Origin of the sequence: Glycomyces paridis, assembly GCF_004912155.1 — a bacterium.
Lineage (GTDB): Bacteria > Actinomycetota > Actinomycetes > Mycobacteriales > Micromonosporaceae > Glycomyces > Glycomyces paridis.
Genome location: NZ_STGX01000006.1, coordinates 122,410 through 147,855, shown reverse-complemented (window position 1 = coordinate 147,855; position 25,446 = coordinate 122,410). Strand labels below are relative to the sequence as shown.

At 71.3% G+C, this 25,446-nt stretch carries 27 protein-coding genes; 17 read left to right on the top strand and 10 right to left on the bottom strand.

The window, feature by feature from the left end; translation table 11 throughout:
- The first annotated feature begins 42 nt into the window (after positions 1 to 42).
- From E9998_RS09955 to E9998_RS09935, 5 genes are all read left to right on the top strand, one after another.
- On the top strand, positions 43 to 753 hold the full coding sequence (locus tag E9998_RS09955; protein WP_136529554.1) for a hypothetical protein: 711 nt from the start codon (positions 43 to 45) through the stop codon (positions 751 to 753).
- A 355-nt stretch (positions 754 to 1,108) separates the two neighbouring features.
- A complete protein-coding gene (locus tag E9998_RS09950) occupies positions 1,109 to 2,038 on the top strand; it encodes an oxidoreductase (protein ID WP_136529553.1) in 930 nt (309 codons plus the stop codon).
- A complete protein-coding gene (locus tag E9998_RS09945; protein ID WP_136529552.1) occupies positions 2,035 to 3,228 on the top strand; it encodes an SUKH-4 family immunity protein in 1,194 nt (397 codons plus the stop codon). The genes E9998_RS09950 and E9998_RS09945 overlap by 4 nt, the downstream gene beginning before the upstream one ends.
- Positions 3,229 to 3,325: 97 nt before the next feature.
- Positions 3,326 to 3,613, top strand: coding sequence for an ArsR/SmtB family transcription factor (locus E9998_RS09940; RefSeq protein WP_136529551.1), 288 nt, complete (start codon positions 3,326 to 3,328; stop codon positions 3,611 to 3,613).
- Between the two features lie 48 nt (positions 3,614 to 3,661).
- On the top strand, positions 3,662 to 4,666 hold the full coding sequence (locus tag E9998_RS09935; RefSeq protein WP_136529550.1) for an LLM class flavin-dependent oxidoreductase: 1,005 nt from the start codon (positions 3,662 to 3,664) through the stop codon (positions 4,664 to 4,666).
- Between the two features lie 241 nt (positions 4,667 to 4,907).
- Here the strand turns inward: E9998_RS09935 and E9998_RS09930 are convergent, their stop codons facing one another.
- From E9998_RS09930 to E9998_RS09915, 4 genes are all read right to left on the bottom strand, one after another.
- Positions 4,908 to 5,864 carry an NAD(P)-dependent alcohol dehydrogenase gene (locus tag E9998_RS09930; protein WP_136529549.1) on the bottom strand — a complete coding sequence of 319 codons (957 nt, stop codon included), beginning with the start codon at positions 5,862 to 5,864 and terminating at the stop codon, positions 4,908 to 4,910.
- A 67-nt stretch (positions 5,865 to 5,931) separates the two neighbouring features.
- Positions 5,932 to 6,825 (bottom strand): phosphotransferase family protein, encoded by an 894-nt coding sequence (locus E9998_RS09925; protein WP_136529548.1) that lies wholly within the window; start codon positions 6,823 to 6,825, stop codon positions 5,932 to 5,934.
- Positions 6,826 to 6,875: 50 nt separating this feature from the next.
- Positions 6,876 to 7,283: a hypothetical protein gene (locus E9998_RS09920; protein ID WP_136529547.1), complete on the bottom strand. Its 408-nt coding sequence runs from the start codon at positions 7,281 to 7,283 to the stop codon at positions 6,876 to 6,878.
- A 16-nt stretch (positions 7,284 to 7,299) separates the two neighbouring features.
- Positions 7,300 to 7,659, bottom strand: coding sequence for an ArsR/SmtB family transcription factor (locus E9998_RS09915; RefSeq protein ID WP_136529546.1), 360 nt, complete (start codon positions 7,657 to 7,659; stop codon positions 7,300 to 7,302).
- A 108-nt stretch (positions 7,660 to 7,767) separates the two neighbouring features.
- Between E9998_RS09915 and E9998_RS09910 the strand changes: the two genes are divergently transcribed.
- The 4 genes from E9998_RS09910 (at position 7,768) to E9998_RS09895 (ending at position 11,258) form a co-directional block, all read left to right on the top strand.
- Positions 7,768 to 9,249 carry an NAD(P)-binding domain-containing protein gene (locus tag E9998_RS09910; protein ID WP_136529545.1) on the top strand — a complete coding sequence of 494 codons (1,482 nt, stop codon included), beginning with the start codon at positions 7,768 to 7,770 and terminating at the stop codon, positions 9,247 to 9,249.
- 134 nt (positions 9,250 to 9,383) lie between these two features.
- Entirely contained in the window at positions 9,384 to 9,743 is a 360-nt protein-coding gene (locus tag E9998_RS09905) for an ArsR/SmtB family transcription factor (RefSeq protein ID WP_136529544.1), read from the top strand.
- Positions 9,740 to 10,813 (top strand): ACR3 family arsenite efflux transporter, encoded by a 1,074-nt coding sequence (gene arsB, locus E9998_RS09900; RefSeq protein ID WP_136529543.1) that lies wholly within the window; start codon positions 9,740 to 9,742, stop codon positions 10,811 to 10,813. The genes E9998_RS09905 and arsB overlap by 4 nt, the downstream gene beginning before the upstream one ends.
- A 37-nt stretch (positions 10,814 to 10,850) precedes the next feature.
- Entirely contained in the window at positions 10,851 to 11,258 is a 408-nt protein-coding gene (locus E9998_RS09895) for an arsenate reductase ArsC (RefSeq protein ID WP_136529542.1), read from the top strand.
- A gap of 15 nt (positions 11,259 to 11,273) precedes the next feature.
- Here E9998_RS09895 and E9998_RS09890 read toward each other — a convergent pair whose 3' ends face one another.
- Positions 11,274 to 11,687 (bottom strand): hypothetical protein, encoded by a 414-nt coding sequence (locus tag E9998_RS09890; protein ID WP_136529541.1) that lies wholly within the window; start codon positions 11,685 to 11,687, stop codon positions 11,274 to 11,276.
- 116 nt (positions 11,688 to 11,803) lie between these two features.
- Between E9998_RS09890 and E9998_RS09885 the strand changes: the two genes are divergently transcribed.
- Both E9998_RS09885 and E9998_RS09880 read left to right on the top strand, forming a co-directional pair.
- On the top strand, positions 11,804 to 13,126 hold the full coding sequence (locus E9998_RS09885) for a YcnI family copper-binding membrane protein (protein ID WP_158299767.1): 1,323 nt from the start codon (positions 11,804 to 11,806) through the stop codon (positions 13,124 to 13,126).
- The gene (locus tag E9998_RS09880; protein ID WP_136529539.1) at positions 13,123 to 15,033 is read left to right on the top strand and encodes a copper resistance CopC/CopD family protein; all 1,911 of its coding nucleotides are present in this window, start codon (positions 13,123 to 13,125) and stop codon (positions 15,031 to 15,033) included. Before E9998_RS09885 ends, E9998_RS09880 begins: the two co-directional genes overlap by 4 nt.
- 91 nt (positions 15,034 to 15,124) lie before the next feature.
- Here E9998_RS09880 and E9998_RS09875 read toward each other — a convergent pair whose 3' ends face one another.
- Positions 15,125 to 15,742: a TetR/AcrR family transcriptional regulator gene (locus E9998_RS09875; protein ID WP_136529538.1), complete on the bottom strand. Its 618-nt coding sequence runs from the start codon at positions 15,740 to 15,742 to the stop codon at positions 15,125 to 15,127.
- 301 nt (positions 15,743 to 16,043) lie between these two features.
- Here E9998_RS09875 and E9998_RS09870 point away from each other — a divergent pair, with 301 nt between their 5' ends.
- The gene (locus E9998_RS09870) at positions 16,044 to 18,092 is read left to right on the top strand and encodes a cellulase family glycosylhydrolase (protein ID WP_136529537.1); all 2,049 of its coding nucleotides are present in this window, start codon (positions 16,044 to 16,046) and stop codon (positions 18,090 to 18,092) included.
- 138 nt (positions 18,093 to 18,230) lie between these two features.
- Here the strand turns inward: E9998_RS09870 and E9998_RS09865 are convergent, their stop codons facing one another.
- Both E9998_RS09865 and E9998_RS09860 read right to left on the bottom strand, forming a co-directional pair.
- On the bottom strand, positions 18,231 to 18,563 hold the full coding sequence (locus tag E9998_RS09865) for a hypothetical protein (protein WP_136529536.1): 333 nt from the start codon (positions 18,561 to 18,563) through the stop codon (positions 18,231 to 18,233).
- On the bottom strand, positions 18,556 to 18,975 hold the full coding sequence (locus E9998_RS09860) for a hypothetical protein (protein WP_136529535.1): 420 nt from the start codon (positions 18,973 to 18,975) through the stop codon (positions 18,556 to 18,558). Before E9998_RS09860 ends, E9998_RS09865 begins: the two co-directional genes overlap by 8 nt.
- A gap of 345 nt (positions 18,976 to 19,320) precedes the next feature.
- On the opposite strand from E9998_RS09860, the gene E9998_RS09855 reads away from it, so the two are divergent.
- Together E9998_RS09855 and E9998_RS09850 are read left to right on the top strand one after the other, a co-directional pair.
- Complete coding sequence (locus E9998_RS09855) at positions 19,321 to 20,190, top strand: Scr1 family TA system antitoxin-like transcriptional regulator (protein ID WP_136529534.1); 870 nt, start codon at positions 19,321 to 19,323, stop codon at positions 20,188 to 20,190.
- Positions 20,147 to 20,398, top strand: a complete 252-nt coding sequence (locus E9998_RS09850; RefSeq protein WP_136529533.1) for a DUF397 domain-containing protein — start codon at positions 20,147 to 20,149, stop codon at positions 20,396 to 20,398. Before E9998_RS09855 ends, E9998_RS09850 begins: the two co-directional genes overlap by 44 nt.
- A gap of 13 nt (positions 20,399 to 20,411) precedes the next feature.
- On the opposite strand, the gene E9998_RS09845 is transcribed toward E9998_RS09850, so the two are convergent.
- Positions 20,412 to 21,497 (bottom strand): DUF5937 family protein, encoded by a 1,086-nt coding sequence (locus E9998_RS09845; RefSeq protein ID WP_136529532.1) that lies wholly within the window; start codon positions 21,495 to 21,497, stop codon positions 20,412 to 20,414.
- A 99-nt stretch (positions 21,498 to 21,596) separates the two neighbouring features.
- Here E9998_RS09845 and E9998_RS09840 point away from each other — a divergent pair, with 99 nt between their 5' ends.
- The 3 genes from E9998_RS09840 (at position 21,597) to E9998_RS09830 (ending at position 24,475) form a co-directional block, all read left to right on the top strand.
- Positions 21,597 to 22,928 (top strand): MFS transporter, encoded by a 1,332-nt coding sequence (locus tag E9998_RS09840; RefSeq protein ID WP_136529531.1) that lies wholly within the window; start codon positions 21,597 to 21,599, stop codon positions 22,926 to 22,928.
- A gap of 673 nt (positions 22,929 to 23,601) precedes the next feature.
- The gene (locus tag E9998_RS09835) at positions 23,602 to 24,075 is read left to right on the top strand and encodes a GNAT family N-acetyltransferase (protein WP_136529530.1); all 474 of its coding nucleotides are present in this window, start codon (positions 23,602 to 23,604) and stop codon (positions 24,073 to 24,075) included.
- Between the two features lie 79 nt (positions 24,076 to 24,154).
- A complete protein-coding gene (locus E9998_RS09830; RefSeq protein ID WP_136529529.1) occupies positions 24,155 to 24,475 on the top strand; it encodes a DUF4190 domain-containing protein in 321 nt (106 codons plus the stop codon).
- Positions 24,476 to 24,490: 15 nt separating this feature from the next.
- Here the strand turns inward: E9998_RS09830 and E9998_RS09825 are convergent, their stop codons facing one another.
- Complete coding sequence (locus tag E9998_RS09825; protein ID WP_204745358.1) at positions 24,491 to 25,255, bottom strand: phosphotransferase; 765 nt, start codon at positions 25,253 to 25,255, stop codon at positions 24,491 to 24,493.
- Between the last annotated feature and the right edge of the window lie 191 nt (positions 25,256 to 25,446).

The window sequence follows — 25,446 nt, the reverse complement described above, 5'->3', positions numbered from 1 at the left end:
AGGCCCTTCCCTTTCCGGGCGCCACAGGGGAGGATCGCCGATATGGGGAACGAGACGGGCGAGGGCGCCGAGGACTGGGAAGCGCGACTGGGCTGGGCCTTCGGCCTGATCGACGAGGACCCGGGCGTGCGCGCCGCGGCCATCGAGCACCTGGAGCGGACCCAGGAGACGACGCACCGCGCACTCGAACGCGGGAACGAGGCCCTGCGCGCCTCCTACGACCTCACCGAACCCCAGTGGGAGGAGGCGAGGCCCGCCTACCTCGCGGTGTGGCGGGCCTACCGCGACACGCAGCGGTACACCCTGCCCGGCGCGATGTGGAACCGCCCGAGGCGCGAGGCCGCCATCAAGGACTGGGCGGGCCTGCCGTACGCCCTGCTCTTCCTGGAGTGGGAACTCGCCTACCCGGCCGAATGGACGCGGCACGCGAAGGCATGGGGCACGAAGGAGCGCCTCCTCCGCGACCTTGCCGTCCCCGGCCACGCCGAACCGGTGCGCGCCAAGCTCGTCGAGTTCACCGACGCGGCCGTGCGCCGCGCCTACCGCTGCAAGGACCGCGAGTACGTGCGCGTCGCGCGGGCCGTGGACGGCCCGGACCTGCGCAAGCGCCTCGCCGACGCGGCCGACTCCGACAGCCCTTGGGCCAGGCTCCACGCCGGGTACGTGCTCCACCTGCTCGACCACCCTGCCCTCCCGAACTCCCGCAAGGTCTGGCTGGCCTGGTGCGAGGGCGAACCGCCCTGCCCGCGCTGACCCGCCTCGAACCGATCGAGCCGCACGCGCCGACTCCGCCCCGCCCGTGAGCGCTGATCCGCCGGAGCGGTCGGGCTGGAGCGAGTTGCCCTGGCCTCGGCTCGCTCGGCGAACGCCGGTCCCGCCCGCGCCTCCGCCGGGTCACGCGGCACCCGCGACGGGGCCTTCGCCGGAGCCGCAGCAGGTCGCGGTTCCGGTTCAACGCGTTGCCGGTCGGGTCGTCACCGGCGCGTGAGTTGCCGCCCCCGGCCCGGAACCTGCGTGCCCGCATCGCCGCGCTCCCGAAGCCCTACAGTGAACCGGAGTTCCGGGCCCCTCGGGACCGCCCCCTGAGCCCATGACCGGGAGACGCATCATGAACGCCAGCCGCTGGACCGCCGCCGACATCCCCGACCAGACCGGGCGCACCGCCGTCGTCACCGGCGCCAACAGCGGCCTCGGCCTCGCGACCGCGCTCCAGTTGGCGGGCGCGGGCGCCCGCGTCATCCTCACCGTGCGCTCCGAGGCCAAGGGCCGCAGCGCCGTCGAGACGATCCGGGCCCGCTTCCCCGAATCGAACGTCGAAGCGCGCGAACTCGACCTCGCCGACCTCGACTCGGTCGAGTCGTTCGCCGAGGGCCTGCGCGCCGACCTCGAATCGATCGACCTCCTCGTCAACAACGCGGGCGTCATGGCCCCGCCGCGCTCACTCAGCCCGCAGGGCCACGAGCGCCAGTTCGCGACCAACCACCTCGGGCACTTCGCGCTCACCGCGCGCCTCATGGACCTGGTCGAGGCCGGAACCGAACCGCGCGTCGTCATCGTCTCCTCGCTCGCGCACCGCAACGGCCGCATCCGCTTCGACGACCTCACCGGCGCGAAGCGCTACAGCCCGTACGGCTTCTACGCCCAGTCCAAGCTCGCCAACGCCCTGTTCGGCCTCGAACTCGACCGCCGCCTGCGCGAGGCCGGGAGCCCCGCGGCCTGCGTCGTCGCGCACCCCGGCTTCACCCACACCCGCCTGGTCGCCAACGGCTTCAACCGGTTCCTCAGCGTCATCGGCGGCCCGATCATGATCCTCATCTCCCAGGACGCCGACACCGGCGCGCTCCCGCAACTGCGCGCCGCCACCGACCCCGAAGCCGAAGGCGGCCAGTACTACGGCCCCGACGGCAGGAACGAGCGCCAGGGCCACCCGGTCCTCGTCCCGTTCTCCCCGGCCGCCACCGACCCCGAGACCGCGAAGCGACTGTGGACGGTCTCCGAGGAGCTCACCGGCGTCCCCTTCCGCATTGACGCTCGATGAACCCCGACTTCACGCGCATCCGCGCCAAGTTCGACCACCTCCTCTCCCGCGACGACATCGCCCTCCCCGCCAGCGTCTACGAGCGCTGGGACCCGCAGGGCCTGCGCGAGGCGCTTGAGGACGAGTCCCGCGCGCCCGCGGACCGCCTCCTCGACGCGCTCGCCGGGCGCACTATGGGCGTGCTGCGGTTCCGCACCGCCGCCGAGCGCTACGAACTCGTCCTCGACGAGTTCGAGACCGGATACCCGACCGACCAGTCCTGGATCTGCATCGGCGAGTCCGAAATGGCCACCACCACCGCGATCCTCGTCCACTCCCGCACCGGGGAGACCGCCCTGTACGACTCCGACGCCTGGGACTGGGGCTTCCCGAACACGCTGGTCCTCGTCAAGGACTCGATCGACGCCTTTGTGGACCAGGTCGTCCTGGGGTCGGACTACCGGCTCCTGTACTACCAGAACTGGGTCGAGCAGATGGCCGTCGTAGACCTGGACGACCTCGAATTCCCAGGCGTCTACTGCGACCCCTGGTACCTCTACCTGCGCGAACTGCGAGCGGACCGCTTCGGCGGCCAGGCCGTACCCCGCAGCCGCCGCGCCGAGCTGCTCCACCGCATCGACGCCTACCACGAGTGGGAGCCCGAGGAGGCCGCCCTCCCGCTGCTGCGCCGGTCGGCGCCGTTCGAGGAGGACGCGCCGTGGGGCGACGCGGACAACACCGTCGCGATGCCGTTGGCCCAGTGGCGCAACGACTTCGCGGCGCCCGCCGCGGCATGGCCCGGTTCGGGCCTGCTCCCGGTGGACCTCTCGATCGCCTTCACCGCGTACCTCGACGGCGAGCGCGAACCGTTCGCGCCGGTCACCGCGGGCGCCGCCGCGTATCCGGTCCTCGGCAGGCCGCCCGGCCTCGAACCGCACCTGTTCGTGCTCGACCCCGGCACTGGCGCCGTCCACCGCCACGACGCCGCGACGGGCTCGCTGGAGCCGGTGAACGCCTCGCTCGCGCTCTTCCACCGGTTCCTGCGCCGCTTCGCGCGCTTCGCGGCGCAGGACGAGGGGGAGGAGACCCGCCCCGAGCGGGCCGCGCTCCTCGAAGACGAGCTGAAGGCCCTCGACCCGGTCGGTTTCTCGGGCCGCGATCTGCACTGGAGCCTCGTCTTCCGGATTCTGCGGCGCACCCTCGCCGACTGACCCTCACGACCGACCCTCCGGTGACGAGGCTCATGGTGCCGCCGTGTCGCTTCCGGGGTAATTTCGGGATTCAGCGAAATACCGAAGGACGGCGCGAGTGCTCGACGAATGCAAGGCCCTGTCGAACGGGACGCGGCTGCGAATCCTCGACTGGCTCAAGGACCCTGCCGCGAACTTCCCGTGCGACGACGGCGCCGGCCCCGGCGTCTGCGCGGGCCTGATCCAGCACAAGGCGGGCGCCTCCGCGTCCACCGTCTCGGCGCATCTCGCGATCCTCCAGCGGGCGGGGTTCCTCCAGGCCACCAGGAGGGGCCAGTGGGTCTACTACCGCCGCGACGAGGCCCGAATCCGGGCGTTCACCGAAGCGCTGCAACGCAACCTGTAACCGAGCCGTCTCCAGTCCGAGCCGCCTATAGAAAGCGAGCATCCGATCATGCCCGTTGCCCTGTCGATCCTCGACCTGGCGCCGATCGCGCCGGGAAGCTCCGCACGCGAAAGCCTCGTCGCGAGCGTCGAACTCGCCCGCGCCGCCGAGCGCAGCGGCTACCGCCGGGTCTGGTACGCCGAGCACCACAACATGCCGACCATCGCCTCCAGCGCCACGAGCGTCGTCATCGGCCACGTCGCCGAGCACACCGACTCGATCCGCCTCGGCGCCGGGGGCATCATGCTGCCCAACCACTCCCCGCTCGTCATCGCCGAGCAGTTCGGCACCCTGGAGACCCTGTTCCCCGGCCGCATCGACCTCGGCCTGGGCCGCGCCCCCGGCACCGACCGCGCCACCATGCTCGCCATCCGCCGTGACGCCGCCTCCGCCGACTCCTTCCCCCAGGACGTGCTCGAACTCCAGGGCTACCTGCGCGGCGAGTCCGTGATCCCCGGCGTCCAGGCCGTGCCGCGCGCGGTGACCGAGGTGCCGCTCTACCTCCTGGGCTCCTCCCTGTTCGGCGCCCAGCTCGCCGCCCGCCTCGGCCTCCCGTACGCGTTCGCCTCGCACTTCGCGCCGGACGCGCTGGTCGACGCCGTGGCCGTCTACCGCGAGCAGTTCGAGCCCTCCGACCAGCTGGCCGAGCCGTACGTGATCGCGGGCGTCAACGTCTTCGCCGCCGACGAGCGCGAGGAGGCCGAGGCCCAGCGCAAGATCGCCTCGCGCAACCGGGCCCGCGCGTTCGTCAAGCGCACCGCGGACGGCCAGGACTACACCGACGCGGAGATGGACGCGTTCCTCGCCTCGCCCGGCGGGCGCCAGCTCTCGGCGATGACGAAGTACACGGCCGTCGGCACTCCCGAGGAGGTGCACGAGTACCTCGTGGCGTTCGCCGCCACGGCCGGTGCCGACGAGCTGATCACCGCGCATCACGCCGAAGCGGTGCCCGACCGCATCCGCTCGGTCGAACTGACCGCCGAGGCCTTCGCGAAGGCCCGCGCGAACGGCTGAACCCTTGCGGCCCTTCGCTCCCGCGAACGGCTGAACCCGTGGATCGCCTTGCGGCCGTTCGCTTGCGCGAGCGGCTGAACCCGCACGGCGAAGGGCGCGCTCCGGCGCGCCCTTCGCCGTGTCGGGCCGAGGCGCCTCGACACCCGCGCGGCGTGGAAATCGGCTCGGCTCAGAGCGGTTCGACGCGCCGCGTGCGGGGGTGTGCAACGTTCGCGGGCCGGACGGCGATCGCGTCGGTCGGTCACGGCACTTCGATGACGATCTTCCCCTGGTTGTCGCCGGAGGCGAGGCGCGCGAAGGCCTCCGCGGCCGCGTCGAGCGGGAACGTGCGGTCCGTGATGGGCGCGACGGCGCCTTCGGTGACGAGCGCGGTGACCGCCTCCAGGTCCTCGCGCGACTGCGGCACCACCAGCACCTTGACCTCGTTCTTCGCCGTCCAGCGGATCGGGAGCGTGGAGGCGGCGGTGGCGAGCAGGATGCGCGCGTGCCCGCCGACCATGAGGTAGGACCCGCCGGGGCGCAGGGCCCGGCGCACGCGGTACGGCGACCGGTGGGCCACGAGGTCCACGATCCGGTCGTACCGGCCTTCCTCTGCGGCCCAGTCGCTCTCCGCGTAGTCGATCGTCTGGTCGGCGCCAGCGCGCAGCAGGAACGCGGCCTTGTCGGCGCGGTCCACGGCGGTGACGGTCGCGCCGAAGTGCTTGGCGAGGCCGATGACCATCGCGCCGCCCGCGCCTCCGCCGCCGTTGACGAGCACGCGTTCTCCCGGTTCGATTCCGCGCGTGGACCGGTAGGCGATGCAGCCGGCCTGCGGGATCGCGGCGGCCTCCGCATAGGACAGTCCGGGGGGCTTGCGCGCCAGCAGCCGCGGCGGCGTCGCGACGTACTCGGCGAGCCCGCCCCGGTATCCGGCGAGCTCCCCGAACACCGCCTCGCCCGGCTCGAAGTCGCTCACCGACTTCCCAACGGTCTCAACGACTCCCGAGACATCCGACCCGGGCACGGGGTGGCGCGGGCGACGCAGGCCGCCCAGTCTCGCGTACAGCGGTGAGCCGACGAGGTTCTCCCGGTCGGAACCGTTGAGGGAGGCGGCCCGGATGCGGATGAGCACCTCGTCGTCGGAGGGAACGGGCTTGGCGAGTTCGCCGACGCGCACCGCGTCCGCGTTCCCGTACCGGTCTTGGAGGACGGCTTTCATGGGGGGTTCCTGTCTCGAAGCAGGCGGGACCCGTCATCGTAGCGGAACCGGGGTCCACTTCGGTACGTCAGCGAAGCCCCGCCCACGGCTCCGGCGGGTCCGCGACGAGGAACCGCATCACCTCAAGGAGTCGGTTCCCCGGCTGCGCGCTCCAGTGCCGGGCCTCGCGCTCGGGGCCGGTCGGCAGGCGGCCGAGGGCCCAATGCAGGTGGTGCCACAGGATGCGGGCGGCCCACTCTTCGTCGCACCCGCCCCGGTAGCCCTCCATGACCTGCGGCACGGCGCGAAGGGGCAGCTTCGCGAACTCGATCGCCGGATCGGCCCGCGCCGCGTCGCCCCAGTCGAGGATCGCCACGAGACGGCCGGTGCCGGGATCGGCGAGGAGGTTCCCGGGGGCGGCGTCGCCGTGGACGAGCGTGAGCGCCACGTCGGGGCGGTAGGCGTCGAGGCGGTCGAACCAGTCCGTGAGCCATTGCGCCGCTTCGGTGTTGATGTAACCCCGTATGGCGAGCGCTTCGACGTCGACGCGCGGGTCCGACGCCCGCTCGACCGGTACGCCCGCCAGTTCGCCCACCCCCTCGTGCAGCGTCGCCAGCTCGGCGCCGAGGTCGCGGTACGCGTCCCGCCAGCGCCCGTCGGCCGGGCCCGCCGGGAGTCCCGGTGCGACGCCGTGAGCCCGCTCGACCACCATGTACGGCGTGCCGAGGAGCTCCCCGTCGTCGTAAGCCGCGACGGCAGGCGTGCGCACCCCGGCGCGGCGGGCCGCGGGGATCACGACCGCTTCTTTGCGGAGATCACTCGCGTGCTCGGGCCGGGCGATGCGCAGCACCAGGCCGTTGCCGAGCAGGTACACCCGGTTCGCCACTCCCTGAACGGGAACGGGCACCACGGCTGCGGGGTCGGCGCCGTGTCGGCGTGCGATCGCGGCGAGCTTTTCGGGCGCTGAACCGGGTTCGGGCATCGGGTCACCTTAGGCCCGCCGGTGCGGGGACGCAATGGCCTTTCGGACCGCTACTCCGGGGTGATGCCGTAGTGCTCGCGCACCTCGCCGAGATCAGGCACCCCCGGGAAGCCGAGCTCGCCGGTGCCGACGACGATCGTGCCGTCCTCGTTGGCGTACTCCTGCGGGGTGCTCCAGCGGTCGAGCAGGTCGGGCTCGGCGGCGAAGGCGCGCAGCAGGTCCTCCATGATCGCGACGGCCTCCTCCTCGGTGGCCGCCTCGACCACCACTTCGGCGCGCTGCCAGCCGCCGCCGAACTGCTCGCTGCAATCCCATTCGGCCGAGACGACGCCCTCCACGGTCCCCGCGGCGGCGGCGAAGGCGTCCTCGCATTGCGCGGCGAGGTCGGTTCCGCAGGCGCTGAGCATCAGCGGAAGGGCCGCCGCGATCGGCAGGGCCCAGGTCAGCTCGGTCTTCATGGCGGCAACACTAGCTTCAGTCGCAGCAGGCCTCGTCTTGCGGCGTCGACAGGCCCGCGAGGGCGCGCAGCGGGCCCGAGAAGGCGTCGCAGCACAGGGAGTAGACGTTGCTGCGGCCCTTGGGGGTGACGGAGACGAGGCCGAGTTCGCGCAGGGGCGCGAGGTGGTGGGAGACGAGGGTCTGAGCGAGCCCGGTGGCGTCGGTCAGCTCGCGGACGGTGCGCGAGCGCTCCGAGAGCAGGAGCACGATCGCGAGCCGGTTCTCGTCGGCGAGGGCTTTGAACTGGGGGGCGAGTTCCTTGGCGTGCCCGATCACCGAGGCGTCCGAGTATCCGGAGGTCACGTCGGTCAAGGTGAGTTCGATCGTGCGGCTCATGGAGTCAATTAAACCACGGAACTTGCTATCAACAATATTAACTGGTATTACTTATTCAAGTTGATGTGATCGCGAACGGCGCGACCCGCTGACCAACGAAGGATCACCATGTCCGACCGCAACGCCCCGATCCGCACCGTCGCCGTCATCGGCGCCGGCCCCGTCGGCCTCGCCGCCGCCGCGCACCTCCTCGAACGCGGCCTCACCCCGATCGTTCTGGAGACCGGCGACGGCCCGGCCGCCGCGATCCGACAGTGGGGGCACGTGCGCCTGTTCTCCCCGTGGCGCTTCGACATCGACGCCGCCGCGCGGCGCCTCCTCGACTCCCACGGTTGGACCGCGCCCGACCCCGACGGCCTCCCCACCGGCGACGAACTGGTCGACGCCTACCTCGCGCCCCTCGCGAAGACCCCCGAGATCGCCGCGCACCTGCGCTACGGCACCCGCGTCCTCGCGGTCGCGCGCCTCGGCGTCGACAAGACCCGCACCGTCGGCCGCGAGGGACGCCCCTACCTGGTGCGGACGCGGAACGCGGCGGGGGAATGGGCGGACCTCGTCGTCGACGCGGTCATCGACGCCTCCGGCACCTGGGGCCGGCCCAACCCCCTCGGCGCCCACGGACTCGCCGCACCCGGTGAGGACCGCGACGCCCCGTGGGCTGCCGGACCGCTCCCCGACGTCCTCGGCACCGAACGGAACCGCTTCGCGGGCAAGCGGACCCTCGTCGTCGGCATGGGCCACTCAGCCGCCAACACCCTCCTCAACCTCGCGAACCTGGCCGAGCAGGAGCCGGGAACCGCGGTCACGTGGGCGATCCGCGGCGACTCCCCGACCCGGCTCTACGGCGGCGGCTCGGCCGACGCGCTCCCGGCGCGCGGCACGATCGGCACCCGGGTGCGAGCACTGGTCGAAGCCGGAGCGATCGAACTGGTCACCGGCTTCACGATCGACCGCTTCGAGACGCGGCCGCACGGTTCGGTGTCGGTGGCGGGCAACGTAGGCGGCGTCGAACGCGTCATCGAGGCCGACCAGGTCGCCGCCGCGACCGGCTTCCGGCCCGACCTGGAGATGATCCGCGAGATCCGCCTCGAACTCGATGCGACCGTGGAGGCCCCCGCGAAGCTCGCGCCGCTCATCGACCCGAACTTCCACTCCTGCGGCACCGTTCCCCCGCATGGCGAGGCCGACCTCGCCCAACCCGACGAGGGCTTCTACCTCGTCGGCATGAAGTCCTACGGCCGCGCCCCGACCTTCCTGCTCGCCACCGGCTACGAGCAGGTCCGCTCCCTCGCCGCCGCGCTGGCCGGCGACCGCGCCGCCGCCGACAAGGTCGAACTCGAACTCCCCGAGACCGGCGTCTGCTCCTCGTCCCGCTCGCTCGAAGCGACCTCCATCGCCGAAGCGCGTGAAGCCGGCTGCTGTACGACCGCCGACGCCGGTTGCGGCGACACCCCCAAGGCCGGTTCGAGCTGCGGCACCGCCGCCCCCGAGCCGGTCGTGATCGGCGCCCGAGGCCTCGCCACCGGCGTGCTGCACGGATACTCCGGTGAGCGCATCGAACTCAAGCAGACCGGCGGGTGCTGCGGCTGACGCGGAAGCGGAGGGCCGGGACGCGGCAGCGTCCCGGCCGTCGCCCTCGTGCTCGGCCGGGTGATGACGTGGCGACTGTTCCGGGTACACGCACCCGACTGGCAAGTTGATTCGATATCTGTCAAAGTAGATGTATGTCGAAGCAACGGACGCCGCTCCCGCTCGCGGACTGCCACACGCCGCTGACCGCCGAACCGCTCAGCGCGGACCAGGCGGAGCGGCTCGCGGTCTCCTTCAAGGCCCTCGGCGACCCGATCAGGTTGCGACTGCTGTCGCTCATCGCCTCGCACCAGGGCGGCGAGGCGTGCGTGTGCGACCTGACCGACGCCTTCGACGTCTCCGCACCCACCATCTCCCATCACCTCAAGGTGCTCCGTGAGACCGGCCTGGTCGCCTCCGAGCGGCGCGCGACCTGGGTCTACTACCGCGCCGAGCCCGCCACGCTCGAACTGCTGTCCACCGTCCTGTCGGTCCCGCAGGGGGCCGGGGAATGACCGCGACGTCCGATACCCGTTCCGGCCTCTCGACGCTCGACCGGTACCTGCCCGTCTGGATCGGCGCCGCCATGCTCGCCGGGATCGCCCTCGGGCAGTGGATTCCGGTAGTCGGCAAGGCGCTCAACGCGATCCAGATCGGCGGGATCAGCCTGCCGATCGCCGCCGGGCTGCTCGTCATGATGTACCCGGTGCTCGCGAAGGTCCGCTACGACAGGCTCGACTCGGTCACGGCCGACAAGCGGCTGCTGGTCTCCTCGCTCGTCCTCAACTGGCTCGTCGGCCCCGCGCTCATGTTCGCCCTCGCCTGGTTCCTCCTGCCCGACCTGCCCGAGTACCGCACGGGCCTGATCATCGTCGGGCTGGCCCGCTGCATCGCCATGGTCGTCATCTGGAACGACCTCGCCTGCGGCGACCGCGAAGCCGCGGCCGTGCTCGTCGCCTTGAACTCGGTCTTCCAGGTGATCGCCTTCGGCGCCCTCGGCTGGCTCTACCTCGACGCCCTCCCGCGCTGGCTCGGTCTCGACGCCACCGACCTGGACGTCTCAGGCTGGGAGATCGCCCTCAACGTCGCCGTGTTCCTCGGCGTGCCGCTCGCCGCCGGGTATGCGACCCGCCGCATCGGCGAGCGCCGGAAGGGTCGGGACTGGTACGAGACGAGGTTCCTTCCCCGTATCGGACCGTTCGCGCTCTACGGGTTGCTGTTCACCATCGTCGTGCTCTTCGCCCTCCAGGGCGAGGCGATCATCGCCCGACCCCCCGACGTCGTTCGCATCGCCGTGCCGCTGCTGGCTTACTTCGCGCTCATGTGGGCCGGTTCCTTCGCCCTCGGCAAGGGCATCGGCCTGGGCTACGAGCGCACGGCCACGCTCGCGTTCACCGCGGCGGGCAACAATTTCGAGCTCGCCATAGCCGTCGCGATCGCCACCTTCGGCGCCGCCTCGGGCCAGGCCCTCGCCGGCGTCGTCGGACCGCTCATCGAGGTCCCGGCGCTCGTGGGTCTGGTCTACGTGAGCCTGTGGGCCAGGCGGTTCTTCCGAGCACCCGAACCGCAAGAAGTCCGACCATGACCTTCGAACCGCAATCCCTTCACAGCAGAGGAACGCCATCATGCCCAAGCCGTCCGTGCTCTTCGTCTGCGTCCACAACGCGGGCCGCTCCCAGATGGCCGCGGCCTGGCTCGCTCATCTGGGCGGCGGGAGGATCGAGGTCCGCTCCGCCGGATCGGCCCCGGCCGACCAGGTCAACCCCGCCGCGATCGAGGCCATGAAGGAGGTCGGCATCGACATCGCCGACCAGACCCCGAAGGTCCTCACCGTCGACGCCGTCGAAGCCTCCGACGTGTGCGTCACGATGGGCTGCGGCGACGCCTGCCCGATCTTCCCGGGGAAGCGCTACCTCGACTGGAAGCTCGACGACCCGGCCGGGCAGGGCGTCGAGGCCGTGCGCCCCATCCGCGACGAGATCCGGACCCGTGTCGAGGCTTTGATGGCCGAACTGCTCCCGGAGGGGTAGCGGCCCCGGGCACGGTCAGTACGGCTCCCAGCCCGCGGCGCCGGCCGAGCGGAGGGACTCGCCCAGGGGTCCGGTGAGGACGCGGGGATGGCGGCGCCACCACCAGAGGTCGGGGCCGGGCATCCTGTGGAACCGGTCGAGCGCTTGGCCGTCGTCGTCGATCGTGGCGGCGCGGAAGCGGTCGTCCAGTGCCCTGATCGGCGGAGTCCAGCGCCGGACGACGTCGTCGTGCAGGAGGATCCACGCCTCGTGGAGCCAGTTCCGACTGTAGAGGTCGTTGGTGTAGTCGTAGATGTCGGAGCCGTATCCGCGTTCGACCGCCGTGACCACGGCCGACCAGTCGCCGACGCGGTCGGCGACGGTGAACGCGGTTCGCCAGCCGCGCCGGTGGAGCATTTCGCCGACTTCGGCCTCGTCGTAGGTCCCCATCGCCCCAGACTCTCACATGCGAGATCTTCTGCGTCTCCGGCGAATACGGGATGGATCGTCCCAACCAGCGAAATCCGCTCTATCGATATCTGTCAATGTTATGGAATGATCGGGGCGTGCACGCCCGCGACCGCCTGACCACAGCCGCCAGAGCGGCCGTGTTCGCGCTCGTCTGCGCCCCGGTCGCCGCCGGTGCGCACGTCCTCGCCGGGGGCGCTCTCGCCCTCGAACCGATTCTCTTGGCGGCCATGCCGATCGCGGCCGCCGCCTACCTCTTCGCCAAGCGCGGCCCGCGCCGCGCCTCGTGGCTCTTCAGCGTCTTCACCATCGCCCAGGCCTGCCTCCACAGCCTCTTCGCGCAGGCCTCGCACGGACACGGCGCGCACGGCCCGCGCGAGGCCGCCGCGATGACGCTCCTTCACGTCGTCGCCACCGCCGTCGCCGTCCTGTGGGTCATGCGCCTCGAACCGACGCTGCCCCGCCTGGGCGAACGCCTCGCCGCCGCGCTGCGGCGCCTGCTCACCCGCTTCCGACCGGCCGCACTCCCCCTGCTGCCGAGCACCAGGCGCGCGATGCGCCGCCGCCAGAGCAAGACCATGCGCCGCCGCGCCGTGGGCGCGGTCGGGCTCCGCGGGCCGCCGAGAGCACGACGCCTCTCTTTCCCCCGTCGTTCCCCGCGGCGCCGACGCTGCCGCGGTCCTCCCGAGAAAGCCGTATCCGCCATGTCTCGCAACGCCCTTCGCCGCGCCCTCGCGCGCACCGGCCTCATCGCCGCCGCAGCCCTCACCGCCGCCGCGATCGCCGCACCCGCCTCCGCACACGTCACCATTTCGGCCGCGAACACCGTCGCTGGCTCCTACACGCTGCTCACCGTCTCCGTCCCTCACGGCTGCGAAGGCGAGGCCACCACCGCGATCGCCATCCAGATCCCCGAGCCGATCAACGCGGTCACCCCCACGGTCAACCCCGGCTGGGACGTCGAGAAGGTCATGGTCGACCTCCCCGAACCCATCGTGGACGCCCACGGCGCCGAGATCACCGAACGCGTCGACCAGGTCGTCTACACCGCCAAGACCCCCCTCCCGGACGGCCTCCGCGACGCCTTCGAGCTCTCCCTCCGTCTCCCCGAGGAGACCGCCGGCCAGACGCTCCACTTCCCGGTCGTCCAGACCTGCGGCGCCGCCGAACACCCCTGGATCGAGATCGCCGAGGAGGGCCAGAACCCCGACGAACTCGAATCCCCGGCCCCCTTCATCGAAGTCGCCGCCCCGGAGGTCACCGCCGAACCCACCGAATCATCCACTGAGGACTCTGCCGCCGAGCCCGCCGCCGCGAGCGACGAGGGCACCGATCCGGTGACCTACGTGGCCCTCGCCATCGGCATGCTCGCCGCGGGCCTCGCCGCCTTCGCCCTCATCCGCGGACGCCGAGCCGCGTGACCGCACCCCGCACCCGACCGCCGGGGCGGGCCCTGCTGCTCGCCCTGGCGGTCCTCCTCCTCGCGCTCCTCCCGGCCCGGAGCGCCTACGCCCACGCCGCCCTCCTGAGCACCGACCCCGCCGACGGCGCCGCCCTCGACCAGGCCCCCGACGCGATCACCCTGCGCTTCAACGAAGCCGTGCAGCCGGTCCCCGATGCGACCCGCCTCGTCGACGCCATAGGAAACGAACACACCCTCGATGCGGAGGTCAGCAACCAGGACGTCGTCATCGCCCTCCCCACCGACCTCGGCGAAGGCGCCTACTACCTGAACTGGCGCGTCGTCTCCGCCGACGCCCACCCCATCGCAGGAGTACTGGCCTTCACGATCGGCGACGCCCAACCCGCGGCCGAGCCTCCGGCTCTGGACGCTCCGGAAGAGTCGCCCTGGGCCTCGGCAGCAGCGTCCACATTGCACTACTTGGGGTTGCTCGTCTTCGCCGGATTCCTGTTCTTCCGCACGGTGATCGCACGGAAGCTCTGGCCCCCGCGCAACCAACGGTCGGGGACCGCCCTTCGCCCGCGCAATCGGCTCCTCCTCGCCACCGGCCTCGCGGCCGTGCTCGGGGCGGCGCTGGCGGTTCCGCTGGGCGCACTGGACGCGGCCGGACTCGCGGCGGGCCGCATCGCCGATGTCGGCGCATGGCGCGAACTGGCGTCGGCCGACTCCCTGACGGTCATGGCGCTCACCGCCATCGGCGTCGCCGGCGCCTACGCCGCGTTCACCCGGGGGCGGGGCCGTTGGGCCGCACCGGTCGCGCTCGCCGCCGCCGCGCTGGCGGTCGCGGCACCGGCGTTCGTGGGGCACACTAGGTCTTTCGGTTTGCGCGCGTTGATGATCGGCGCCGATGTCGTGCACCTGGCGACCGGCGCGATCTGGGCCGGGGGACTGGCCGGGCTCCTGATCGTCCTGGCACGATGGCGCCGCACCGACGACCCGACCCACGCCGCCGCCATCGTCGCCCGCTTTTCGACCTGGGCCGGATGGACCGTGGCGGCCCTCGGCGCGAGCGGCCTGGTCATGGGCCTGTCCATCCATCGCGATTGGGGAGAGTTCCTCGCCTCCGACCACGGCCGCGCCCTCATCATCAAGCTCGCGCTGGTCGCAGTGGCGCTGGCACTGGCGGCCTGGAACCGCCAGCGCCTAGTGCCGCTGATTGCAAAGGCCGAGGCAGAAGGCGTGTCAGACGGCGCAGTCCGCGCTGCGGCGAAAAAGCCCGACGGAGGCACGGCCGAGAGCGCGGCGAAGGACGCGGCGCAGATCGTGGTCGGTGTGCCAGGCGGTGCGACGGCGAACCCGCCGGAATGCGCCGCGGATGCCATCCCGGGTGGCGTGGCGAGAAGCATTGCGGGCAAGGACGATCCGCCCGCCGATCTTGCCGACTCACCCGACCACCGATCGGCGGGGCTGGCGCGCTTGCGGCGGATTCTCCGATTCGAAGCGGCGATCGTCGGGGCCGTGGCCGTGGTGACCGGTCTGCTCGTGCACCTCAGCCCGGCGACCGAGGCGGCAGAGCCGCCCCCGCCGCCGCCCGGCGGCGAGGCGACCCTTCATGCCGAACTCGACGGCGGCGGAAGCGCCGAGATTCACCTCGCGCCGGGCACCGCCGGTGAGAACACCATCGAACTCATCCTCACCGGCGCCGACGGCCTCCCGCTCGAACCCCTTGAGCCCCCGACCGTCTCGGCCGCCCTCCCCGAGCGCGACTTCGGCCCCATCGCCGCGATCGTGCACGAGATCGGGCCCGGCTCCTACCACTGCATCCTCGATCTGCCACTCACCGGCACATGGGAACTCGAGGTGCAAGTCCGCATCTCGGAGTTCGGCTCCGAGTCGGCGGTCTTCACCGTAGAAGTAGGAGCGTGAGCCCCGCCTGGCGAAGCGCCCGGCCGGAGGCTTCGGCCGGGCGGCGGGGCGGGGAGTCCGGCCAAGTCTGCCGTTCAGCTGTCGGCGGGGTTCAGGGGCGGGTTCGGGTCGCGAGCGGTTCGGCTTCGGCCGGCGGGAGTGGTGTCGTGGAGCCGGGGCGGAAGGCGTCGAATACAAGCACGAGGTAGCGGTGCCAGCCGCCGCCTTCGGGTATGGCCCAGAGGACGTTCGTGAGCATCGCCAGGACGCGCGTGACGTCGTCGCCGGTCACGTCGTCGCGCAGCGCGCCCGCCGCTTGGGCCCGCTCGGTGAGCGCCGCGAGGGGTTCGAGGACGGGCGCGATCACCTCGGTGACCATCGTCCCCGGGTTGGCGGCGGCGGCGAGCGTGTTCCGCTCCAGGTCGATGAGGGCGAGGACCGCCTCCATGACCGAGCGGAGCGCCAGCGCCGGGTCCTCGTAGTCGGGGGTGCGGTACAGGATCGGCGGGAGGCGTTCGGTGATCGCCTGCCGCAGTACGGTTTTGACCAGGGCCTCTTTGTGCGGGAAGTGCCGGAACAGCGTCCGCACGCCCACTCCGGCGCGTTCGGCGATCGCTTCGAGCGGCGCGTCGGGGCCCTGTTCGGCGAAGACCGCCCGCGCGGCGTCGAGCAGACGCTTGACATTGCGCGCGGCATCGGCGCGCGGAGCGCGTTCGGCTTCCGGTGGCATCCGGGCATTCTAGCGAGGGCGTCCAGCCGGAACGCTCAGTCGATCGGCGCAGTCGCCGAGGCGATGAGGGCAGGAGGAGGACGGGAGGAGGGCCGGAGCAGTAGCGGGCCAGGAGCGGGGCGCGGTCAGTCGACGTGCCTTCCCACCGGCCGGGCCGACTCGGCTCCGTCCCGCCGCGCCACGCCCCGTCGCGATCTCCCCGCCGCCTCCTAATTGACACTCGACTGACATATTTAGTATGGTCGATCGGAAAAGCCGGGCGACGCCGTGCCGCCCGTGACCTTCCGGCAAGGAGTGCCCCGTGAACCGCAGACCCAGAGCCCGGCTGCGCGTGGCCGCAGTCGTGGCCGCCGCGCTCGCAATGCTCGCCACCGGCCTCTTCGGCGCAGTGAGTGCCCAAGCGGCCCAAGGTTGCAGCGTCGACTATGAAGTGACCGCGCAGTGGTCCGGCGGGTTCACCGCCGACGTCGCGGTCACGAACCTCGGCGAGTCCGTCAACGGCTGGGAGCTCGCCTGGTCCTTCCCCTCCGGCCAGCAGGTCACCCAGGCGTGGAACGCCGAGGTCGCCGCCGCCGCGGGCACGACCGTCGCGAAGCACCTGTCGTACAACGCCGCCATCGCCTCGGGGGCCTCGGTCTCCTTCGGCTTCATCGGCTCCTGGTCGGGCGCCAACGAGGTCCCGGCCGCCTTCTCGCTCAACGGGACCGTCTGCGACGGCGGCAGCTCCGAGCCCACCACCACGCCCCCGCCCACCGGGAACGCGACCGCGATGGAGCAGGTCGCGGCCATGCAGCCGGGCTGGAACGTCGGCAACACCCTCGACGCGCTCGGCGGCGAGACCGCCTGGGGCAACCCGCTCATCACCGAGGAACTCCTCGCCCACGTCAAGTCCCAGGGCTTCAACTCGATCCGCCTCCCCGTCACCTGGGAGGAGTACATGGGCCCCGGCCCGGACTACACGGTCGACCCCGCCCGCATGGAGCGCGTCGCCCAGGTCATCGACTGGGCCCTGGAACAGGACCTCCAGGTCCTGCTCAACGTCCACCACGACTCCTGGATGTGGCTGAACGAGCTCTCGACCGACCACGACGCGGTCCTGGCGAAGTACGAGGCACTGTGGACGCAGATCGCCGACCGCTTCAAGGACTACCCGGCCGAGCTCTCCTTCGAGAGCGTCAACGAGCCCCAGTTCACCGGCGCCGAGGGTGAAGCGGGCGACGCGCTCACCGAGGAGCTGAACCTGGTCTTCCACGAGCTGGTCCGAGGCTCGGGCGGCAACAACGACGACCGCCTCCTGGTCCTGCCGACCCTGGTCACCAACGCCGACCAGCCGCGCCTGGACGCCCTCAAGACCACCATCGACGGCCTTGACGACCCGATGGTCGCCGCCACGATCCACTTCTACGGCTTCTGGCCCTTCAGTGTCAACATCGCCGGTTTCACCTCCTACAACGCTGAAGTGGAGGCCGACCTGGTCGGCACCTTCCAGCGCGTCAACGACACCTTCGTGGACGCGGGCATCCCGGTCATCATGGGGGAGTGGGCGGTCCTGAACTACGACCACAACCGCCCCGGCGTGCACCAGCCCGGCGAGCTGCTGAAGTTCTTCGAAGCGGCCGAGTACCAGGCCCGCGACAAGGGCGTCACCACCATGCTGTGGGACGCGGGCCAGTTCCTCGAACGCAACTCGCTCCAGTGGCGTGACCAGCACATGTACGAGTACTTCGCCTCGGGCGTGACCACGCGCTCGGGCACGGCCTCCTTCGACTCGGTGTACCTCCCCGGCTCGGGCGCGATCGGGTCGGCCTCGCTCACCCTGAACCGCAACGGACTCGACTTCGAGGGCCTCTGGCAGGGCGGCACCGAGCTGGCCGAGGGCGCCGACTACACGGTCTCGGGCGACACGCTCACCTTCACCGCCGCAGGCCTCACCCGCCTCGCGGGCGACCGCGAGTACGGCGTGAACGCCGAGCTGGAGGCGCGCTTCTCGGCGGGCGTCCCGTGGCGGATCAAGATCATCACCTCGGACGAACCGGTCCTGTCGAACGCGACCGGCCCCTCCGCGACCTTCGCCATCCCGACCGAGTTCAACGGCGACACCCTCGCCACCATGGAGGCCAAATACGCCGACGGCACCAACGCCGGCACCGCCACTTGGACGTCGTACCAGGAGTTCTGGTCGAACTTCCGGCCCGACTACAGCGCCGGGACGCTCATCCTCACGCCCGAGTTCCTCGCGGCGGTCACCGACGGCCAACCGGTCACGCTGACCTTCCACTTCTACAGTGGCGCAACGGCCTCGTACTCGATCACCGAGTCCGGCGGCACCGTCACCGGCACCGCGCTCTGAGCTGAGAGCGGATTCGGTACGACCTGAGAAGAGGCGATCGGCCGGTCCCCCCACCGGGACCGGCCGATCTTCTTTCCGGGTCGGACTGAGCTGTCATCGGTCCGACTGCTCCGGAAACTGTATGAAGTCTATGTGGAGTCAGTTACGAGCCGACTTCACAATGCTCTCTCGGGCGAACGCCTCGATCTTCGGGCACCACTGATCGCCGTTCCACGCCCCGTGCCAGGAGACGGGCCCGTCCGGATCGGCCGGAATCCGGCAGACCAGCCCCTCCACGCCGTCGTCTGCCTTGACCGCGTACTCGACGGCCCGCCGACTCCCCGGCTCGGCCAGCTCGTGCACGGTGAACCGCACGCCCGGCCCGTCGAACCCGCCGATGCGCGCCGAGCCCGGCTCCCCCTCTGACCTCGTGTCCGAACCCGAGCGGATCAGTTCCAGCACTTCCTCATCCGTGCGCTCGGCCTCAACCACGGCAGAACCGCACGGTGTCCTCGCCACGGTGCCGCACCGGCGCGGGCGAAGCGGTCGAGCCGACCCCCGGTACGGCGAGCGCAGCCGCCTTCGCCGGCGCAGCCGGTGCCGGTGCCGGTGCAGGACCGTTGTAGAACGCGTCGAACGCGTGCTCCTGGAAGCGCCGCTTCCATTCGAGCAGAGCTTCGCGCCAGCCGTCGCCCCAGGTCGCGTGCAGGCTCCCGGTGGTCAGCCCGGAGACGATGAGTACCAGGTCGGCGCGGTTCCCATTCGCGTACACCTGGAACGAGTCGGGCGCGACGAGGCTGGAGGCGCAGACGGTGAATCGGTCGCGCCCGTCGCCGAACCCGCCGCGCTCCAGCGGGTCGGCGGGCGCCTTGGCAGATTTCGCCTGGGCGGCTTGATTGCGCATCGTGTCCTCCATTGGAGAGTGTCGGATAGCCGACAGTTCGGATGCCGGGGAGCCGCGATATCAGCTGGGAGGCAGCGGCTCCCCGGGTCTTCACCAACCGCGCGAGCTTGGTGATCAGCCCGCGCTGTGGCAACCATAAGCCATGTTTTGGCTGGTCAATGACCATGCCACCCAAGAACTTCCGGGCATTCATGATGGGAGGTCCATGATGGCGCCCCATCATGGGGCCCCATGATGAACGCCCGTAATGGAGCCCCGCAATTGCAGGGGAGTCGTGAACGTTGAGCAGGGTGTGGGCCGTGCGATCATCGCTACTGGCAGTAGTTCACGCAGCACAGGGAGGCGGTGGCAGCATCGATGTCGTTGCACCGACGGCTCATCGAGTCATATCTGACCGCTGAGGTCAACATGCTGGCGCAATCGAAGGGATGGACCCTGACCCAGTTCGCAAAGGTGGTTACCAAGAGCACCAACACCATCCGGGCGTGGCTGGAGGGGCGCAGGATTCCCGACAAGGGCAACCTCATGCTCATCTGCGACAAGGCAGGGGCGGAGCCCGAGCGCAAGGCGTTCATCGCGCATGTCTCCGAGAAGCTGTTCCTGTCCAGCGAACTCATCTCGGGCGCCGAAGTGCGCAACCTCTACATCGTGGAGAGCGCGGAGCGGAACTACAGAGTCCTTGTCAAGTGGGACCCCCTTCTCATGTCCGGGCTGCTCCAGACCGAAGCTGTCCACATGAACCTGCTGGCCGGGCCGATGGAGGATCCGGCGAGCAAGGTGAAGTGGTGGAAGCGCAAGGAGGCGAGGCAGAGTACGTACTTCGGTCGATGCAAGGGCAGGAACCACCCGGTCGCCGAGTTCTACGTGCCGGCCCGTGCCATCGCGGATCTCGATCAACTCACGCTGGAGGAGAAGGCCGAGCAGCTCGAAAGGCTCCGCTGGGTCGATTCTCTCCCGGGCTGCGAGGTGCTTGTCGTTGAACCGCTGCACTTCGCGCCGTACGCCTTCGAGATGTTCACCAACGGCGGCAGGGCGTCTTCTGCGCCTGATTTCGTCTATGTCGAGAACCTCGACCAGAGCCGTCACATCGTCGAGTCCGACAAGATCGCCTTGTATGATGAGGTCCGCAGGTCTCTGCGATCGAAAGCGCAAGGGATTGGAAGGTTCCTAGATGGTGGAGTACACCAGCTGGCGGAAGAGCACCCGGAGCACTGACTCGGGCCAGGCCAACTGTGTTGAGTGCCGCCAGGCCTGGCGGAAGAGCACGCGCAGCACCAACTCGGGCCAGTCCAACTGCGTCGAGGCTCGCAACGTCTGCTCGGGCTTCCAGGTGCGGGACTCCAAGCTCGGCGATGACTCCCCGGTCTTCGACCTCTCGGCGGCCGATCTGGCGGGCCTGGTGCGCTCGGCCGGTCGGGCCTGAACTTCGAAGGGGCTCAGCGCAGTACGGCGGTGAGCACGTCTGACCCGAGTGCGGTCAAATCCGGCAGATTAAGGCTGTAACGAACATATCGGCCGTGTCGTCTGGCAGTGAGCAGACCGGCGCGGCGCAGCACGGCGAGGTGGCGCGAGACCTCCGGGGGCGAAAGCGCCCAGGCATCGGCCAGCTCGCCTGTGGTGTGCGGGCCGCGCGCCAAAGTGCGCAGCAGCCGTAGGCGGACCGGGTGCGCGAGCGCCTCCAGTCGTAGCGAGACCGTCTCCAGCGACACCGGTTCCGAAGGCTCCGCGTCGGCAACGGGGTACTGCACCACCGGCCGCCATCCGCGCGCGTGGACCACGACCAGATGCGGGCTGCCGAAGACGCTGGGGAGGAAGGTGACCCCGTCCTCGTGGGCGGCGGTCGCGTTGTCCTGCAACTTGTCCACGAGGATGCGGGTGCCGTCCGGCGCGAGTGTCACCGCCCCGGAGACCGAGGCGAGCGCCGCGCCTATGCCTTGGCGCTGCAACAGGTCTGACTTCAGGCGGCGGTCGTTGGCGATGCGCACGGCCACGCCCGCCCAGGCGGCGTCGAAGAAGGCCTCGGCGCACTGTTCGAGGGTGTCGCGCACACGGACCCGCACGGCGGCGGGGTCGGTGAGCAGGCGTTCGGCGAACTCCTCCTGGATCGTGCCGCGCGCTTGGGCAAGCGCGAGGGCGCGTTCGCGCGCGGCGGGGTCGGCGAGCGGGGAGGGCGCGGTGAAGTGGACCCGGTTGCTGCCGCAAGTGGTGATGAGGGCGGCGGTCACGTAGGCCTCGTCGGCGATGCGGTCGACCTCGTCCAGCTCCTCGGCGAGGGTCGGCCGGGGGCGGGAAGGGACCAGGAAGTCCGCTCGTGAAGAGCGCCAGAGGAACTCGGCCTCCCTCAGCCGTTCGGCCAGCTCCGGGCGCAGCTTCGCCCAGACGTCTGCGGCCCAGCTCGCGAGCTGCGGGTGGTGGGCGGGTTCGGCCAGGACGTGCAGCATCGCGGTCAGCTCGGCCAGCGGGGAGGCGGCGAACCGCAGCCGGTCGGGCGGCAGGCCGCTGATGTCGATCGTCAAGGTCACCCGACCATCATCCTCGCTCGGTTCGGCGGTGGCGGCTTCGATTGACGAAGTCCGTCAACCGACGCGGCTCCGGCGGCGGGCGAACGCACCTTTGACGCCATGCCGACCACCACCAAGATCAGGCCCCGCGCGCTCGTGCGCGCCTTCGGAGGCCCCCGCTACGCCGCCGCGCTCACGGTCGACGCGATCGGGACCGGCCTGCTGCGGCCCTTCCTGCTGCTCTACGGGATCACGGTGCTGGGCCTGTCCGCCCCGGCGACCGGTGCGGCCATGACCGCCGGGATCGTCGCGGGCCTGGCGTGCATGCCCGGGGTCGGCCGGTGGCTGGACCGAGGCGCGCGGAGCGCGGTCGTGGCCGCGTCGATGCTCGTGCGGGTGCTGGGCGTGGCGCTGCTGCTGGTCGCCCCGGCGGGGGAGGTGTGGCCGTTCGCGGCGGCGGCGCTGTTCCTGGGCGTCGGCAACCAGGCGTGGCCCGCCGCGCACGCGGCCCTCGTCGCAACCGTGTCGCATGGGCGGGAACGGGACGCCGCGCTCGCGGCCGGTCGGGCGCTGCGCAACGGCGGCCTGGGCGCGGGGGCACTGCTGGCGACGGCGTTCCTTGCGGGCGGTGCGACGGCGTTGCAGCTCTTGGCCGCCGCGACCGGGATCGCCTATCTCGCCTCGGCGGGCCTGGCGTGGTCGGTGCGGTTGCGGGCCGAGGTGTCGGGAGTGTCGGTCGGAGGCGCGAGGGAGCCTGCTCCTCGGATGTGGGCGCTGTTGGGCGCCAACGTGGTGTACGCGTTCTGCCTCAATGTTCCCGAGATCGCGCTGCCGCTGATCCTGGTGACGCAGCTCGACGCGTCTCCGATGTGGACGGCCGTGGTGTTCGTGCTCAACACGGTGCTCGTGGTCGCCTTCCAGGTGCCGGTGACCGTGCTGCTGTCGCGCTACTCGCGGCGGGCGGTGCTGGCGTTCGCCGGGGTGGTGCTCGCCGTGTCCTACCTCGGGTTTCTCGCGGCCGCCGCGCTCGGGCACGGGTGGGGCGCACTGGCCGTGGTGGCGGTGTCGGTGGTCTGCACGCTCGGCGAAATCGTGTACGCGGGCAGCGCGACCGCGCTCGTCACGGCCCTCGCACCGGCCCACGCGCTCGGGCGCGCCCTCGCCCGGTTCCAGCTCTCGACGGGCTTCGGCCTCGCCGTCTCCCCGGCGATCATCACCGCGCTCGCCGCGCACGGCCCGACCGCGCTGTGGGGCGGCTTGACAGCGGCGACACTGGCCTCCGCAGCGGCGGTCGCGGCGGAGAAGGACAGGGAGAGGGGAGTGGATGCGGGGGAGAAGGGACAGGAACGCGGTGCGGTCCGGCGGCGCGATGGGGCCGCGCCATCGGCGGGCGCCGCGCGCGGCACGGGCCGGAGGCGCGCTGGCGGCCTTCGCGTCTCCCGGTCCGGCTGATGGCGACCGGGTTCCGGGGGCGCGCCGCGGGTTTGCAGGCCGGCAGCGCGGCGGGCCGCGCCACCGGCAGGCACTGTGCGCGGCACAGGCCAGCGGCGCGGCGGGGCCGCCGCACTTGTGGGCACCGGGCGGCGCAGGTCGGCGGCTCGACGAATCCGCCGCACCGGCGGGCACCACGCCTTTCGGCCGCGACCTTCGCGCGCCGTGATCCGCCGAGCGGACCGGGCCACGCTCGACCCGTCGCGCGCAAACCGTGGCGCCGTCTCACGATCCCCGCTCGTAGACCGGCGCCGCCTTCCCGGAGCGCGAAGGCGCGTCGTCTTGCCTCACTGCTTCGGGTGACTTCTGGTGCGACACGCCGGTTGCGGGGTCGTTTTCTGTCGTACCGGGCGGCGACGGTCGAGGCCGAGACTTCCTTCCCCTCTCGGGAGGGTGGGGGTTAGGGATGGCCGGGGGGGGGGGGTTAGGGATGGCCGGGGGAAGCGATCGCGGCAGCGACCTTTTCGCCTCCCGGTTCGTCTCCCCGACCGGTTGAAGGCGCCCAGGCGCCCGTGAGCGTGCTGCCAGACCGGCTGAAGGCGTCCGGGCGCTCGGCAGTGCGCCGCCGGAACGGCTGAAAGTGTCACAGGGCGCTGATACCGTGGCCGGTCCGAACCCCGGAGGAGGAACCACCTTGGCTGCCATCGCATTGCGACCGATCGACCAGGCCGACCTCGACGTGCTCTTCAACCTGATGCGAGACCCCGAGTCGGTGCGGATGGCCGCCTTCACCGCGAAGGACCCCGACGACCGCGCCGCCTTCGACGCCCACATGGCGAAGGTGCTGGCCGCCCCCGACGTCACCATGCGTGCCGTCACCCTCGAAGACCGCCTCGTCGGCAGCATCGCCGCCTTCGTCATCGAAGGCGAAACCGAGGTGACCTACTGGATCGACCGGTCCGTCTGGGGCCGCGGCGTCGCCACCCACGCCCTCGCCGAACTCCTCCAGACGGTCGAGACCCGCCCCCTCTTCGCCCGCGCCGCCAGCGACAACGCCGGATCGCTCATCGTCCTGCGCAAAGCGGGCTTCCAACCGACCGGCACCGAAGTCTCCTACGCCGCCGGGCGCGACGCCGACATCGAGGAGACCATCCTCCGACTCGACTGACCCCTTGCGCGCCTGCACTACCGTGGACCGTCAGGCCTTTGTGCACTCCGCTCCGGCGAACGGAGACCCCATATCCCACATGCCCGACCAGCCGCCCGCCCACCCCCGGCAGCGGGGCAGCGGCCTCGGCGTCACCTCGCTCACGACGAGCCTCATAGGCCTCGTCGTGTTCGCCTGGATCCCGATCGTCAACCTCATGCTCGCGGTCCCCCTCGGCCTCGTGGGCCTCGTCTTCGGCATCGTCGCGATCGTGAAGGCACCGAGCCGCGGCGGCAACGGCAAAGGCCTGGGAGTCGCCGGTCTCATCCTCGGCGTCCTGACGATCCCGGCCTCGATCCTGTTCCTCATCCTCCTCGGCGACCAGGCCGCCGAAACCGTCACCCAGATGACCACCGGCTGAACTGCACCGGCACCGTCATTCCAACGCGGACAACAGGACACACCGGTTCTCCTCCACCAGCCGCCGGTGGTCCGCCGCCCATGCGGCGGCCGCCTTCGCGTGGCGGCGGCGCTGCGGCGAGAGCCGCTCGTCGGTCGCCTTTGCCGCCTCCGACACCGCGACCTCGGCCTGCCTGCGGAGCATCGCCTCGATCAGCCGCTCCGGCTCGACGTCGCCGTACCCGCCGCCGTACGCGCTGCCATACCCATTGCCGTACCCGTCGCTGAACTCGCGCAGATGCGCCGCCTGCTCGGCGATCGGCACGTTGCCCTCCACCTGGAGGCACCAGGTCCACGCCATGAACCCGACATCGTCGATCGCCCTGCCCGGACGCGCCGCGTCCCAATCGATCAAGACCACCGGGAGCCCCTCCCGGAACACGGTGTTGTACGGCCCCGGATCGCCGTGGATCACGCACTCTTCGCTCCCGGCCAGCGCGTGACCGGCCGTCGCCTCGTGCAGCGCCTTGAGCATCCGGGCACCGAGGCGGTACGCCCCGACCGCGCGCTGGCTCGGATGGTCGGTGGTGCGGCCCGGCACGAAGTCGAGGACGTCCCGGCCCTGCTCGTCCACCCCCAGGAACCTCGGCGCATGGGCGAACCCGACCGATTCGAGGTGCACGAGCACCCGCGAGGCGAACGCCGAACCGGCGCCGCGGCTGCGGCGCACCGTGTCGCCGACGCGGACCACGCTCTCGGTGACATTGCCGCCGGTCAAAGGCTCCTCGATCACACCGGCCATCGTATTGCCGCGCCACGGCGCCGCGACAGCCGTTTTCGCGGGCCGAAAAGCGTTTCCCAAGGCACCCGCACCGGCGTTAGCATCGCGCCGTGACATACAGCTTCTTCCGCCTCGGCTAGCGCTCCGCCGGCCGTCCAGAGGGAACCGAACCCGTGGCCGGCGATGTGGCGCGGCCGTCCGCCGCTCCAGGT

Bases quoted from the DNA above. Each gene is read 5' to 3' on its own strand.
- E9998_RS09955 (WP_136529554.1), top strand. From the start codon at position 43: ATGGGGAACGAGACGGGCGAGGGCGCCGAGGACTGGGAAGCGCGACTG.
- E9998_RS09950 (WP_136529553.1), top strand. From the start codon at position 1,109: ATGAACGCCAGCCGCTGGACCGCCGCCGACATCCCCGACCAGACCGGG.
- E9998_RS09945 (WP_136529552.1), top strand. From the start codon at position 2,035: ATGAACCCCGACTTCACGCGCATCCGCGCCAAGTTCGACCACCTCCTC.
- E9998_RS09935 (WP_136529550.1), top strand. From the start codon at position 3,662: ATGCCCGTTGCCCTGTCGATCCTCGACCTGGCGCCGATCGCGCCGGGA.
- E9998_RS09930 (WP_136529549.1), bottom strand. From the start codon at position 5,864: ATGAAAGCCGTCCTCCAAGACCGGTACGGGAACGCGGACGCGGTGCGC.
- E9998_RS09925 (WP_136529548.1), bottom strand. From the start codon at position 6,825: ATGCCCGAACCCGGTTCAGCGCCCGAAAAGCTCGCCGCGATCGCACGC.
- E9998_RS09920 (WP_136529547.1), bottom strand. From the start codon at position 7,283: ATGAAGACCGAGCTGACCTGGGCCCTGCCGATCGCGGCGGCCCTTCCG.
- E9998_RS09915 (WP_136529546.1), bottom strand. From the start codon at position 7,659: ATGAGCCGCACGATCGAACTCACCTTGACCGACGTGACCTCCGGATAC.
- E9998_RS09910 (WP_136529545.1), top strand. From the start codon at position 7,768: ATGTCCGACCGCAACGCCCCGATCCGCACCGTCGCCGTCATCGGCGCC.
- E9998_RS09905 (WP_136529544.1), top strand. From the start codon at position 9,384: ATGTCGAAGCAACGGACGCCGCTCCCGCTCGCGGACTGCCACACGCCG.
- arsB (WP_136529543.1), top strand. From the start codon at position 9,740: ATGACCGCGACGTCCGATACCCGTTCCGGCCTCTCGACGCTCGACCGG.
- E9998_RS09890 (WP_136529541.1), bottom strand. From the start codon at position 11,687: ATGGGGACCTACGACGAGGCCGAAGTCGGCGAAATGCTCCACCGGCGC.
- E9998_RS09875 (WP_136529538.1), bottom strand. From the start codon at position 15,742: ATGCCACCGGAAGCCGAACGCGCTCCGCGCGCCGATGCCGCGCGCAAT.
- E9998_RS09860 (WP_136529535.1), bottom strand. From the start codon at position 18,975: ATGCGCAATCAAGCCGCCCAGGCGAAATCTGCCAAGGCGCCCGCCGAC.
- E9998_RS09850 (WP_136529533.1), top strand. From the start codon at position 20,147: ATGGTGGAGTACACCAGCTGGCGGAAGAGCACCCGGAGCACTGACTCG.
- E9998_RS09840 (WP_136529531.1), top strand. From the start codon at position 21,597: ATGCCGACCACCACCAAGATCAGGCCCCGCGCGCTCGTGCGCGCCTTC.
- E9998_RS09830 (WP_136529529.1), top strand. From the start codon at position 24,155: ATGCCCGACCAGCCGCCCGCCCACCCCCGGCAGCGGGGCAGCGGCCTC.
- E9998_RS09825 (WP_204745358.1), bottom strand. From the start codon at position 25,255: ATGGCCGGTGTGATCGAGGAGCCTTTGACCGGCGGCAATGTCACCGAG.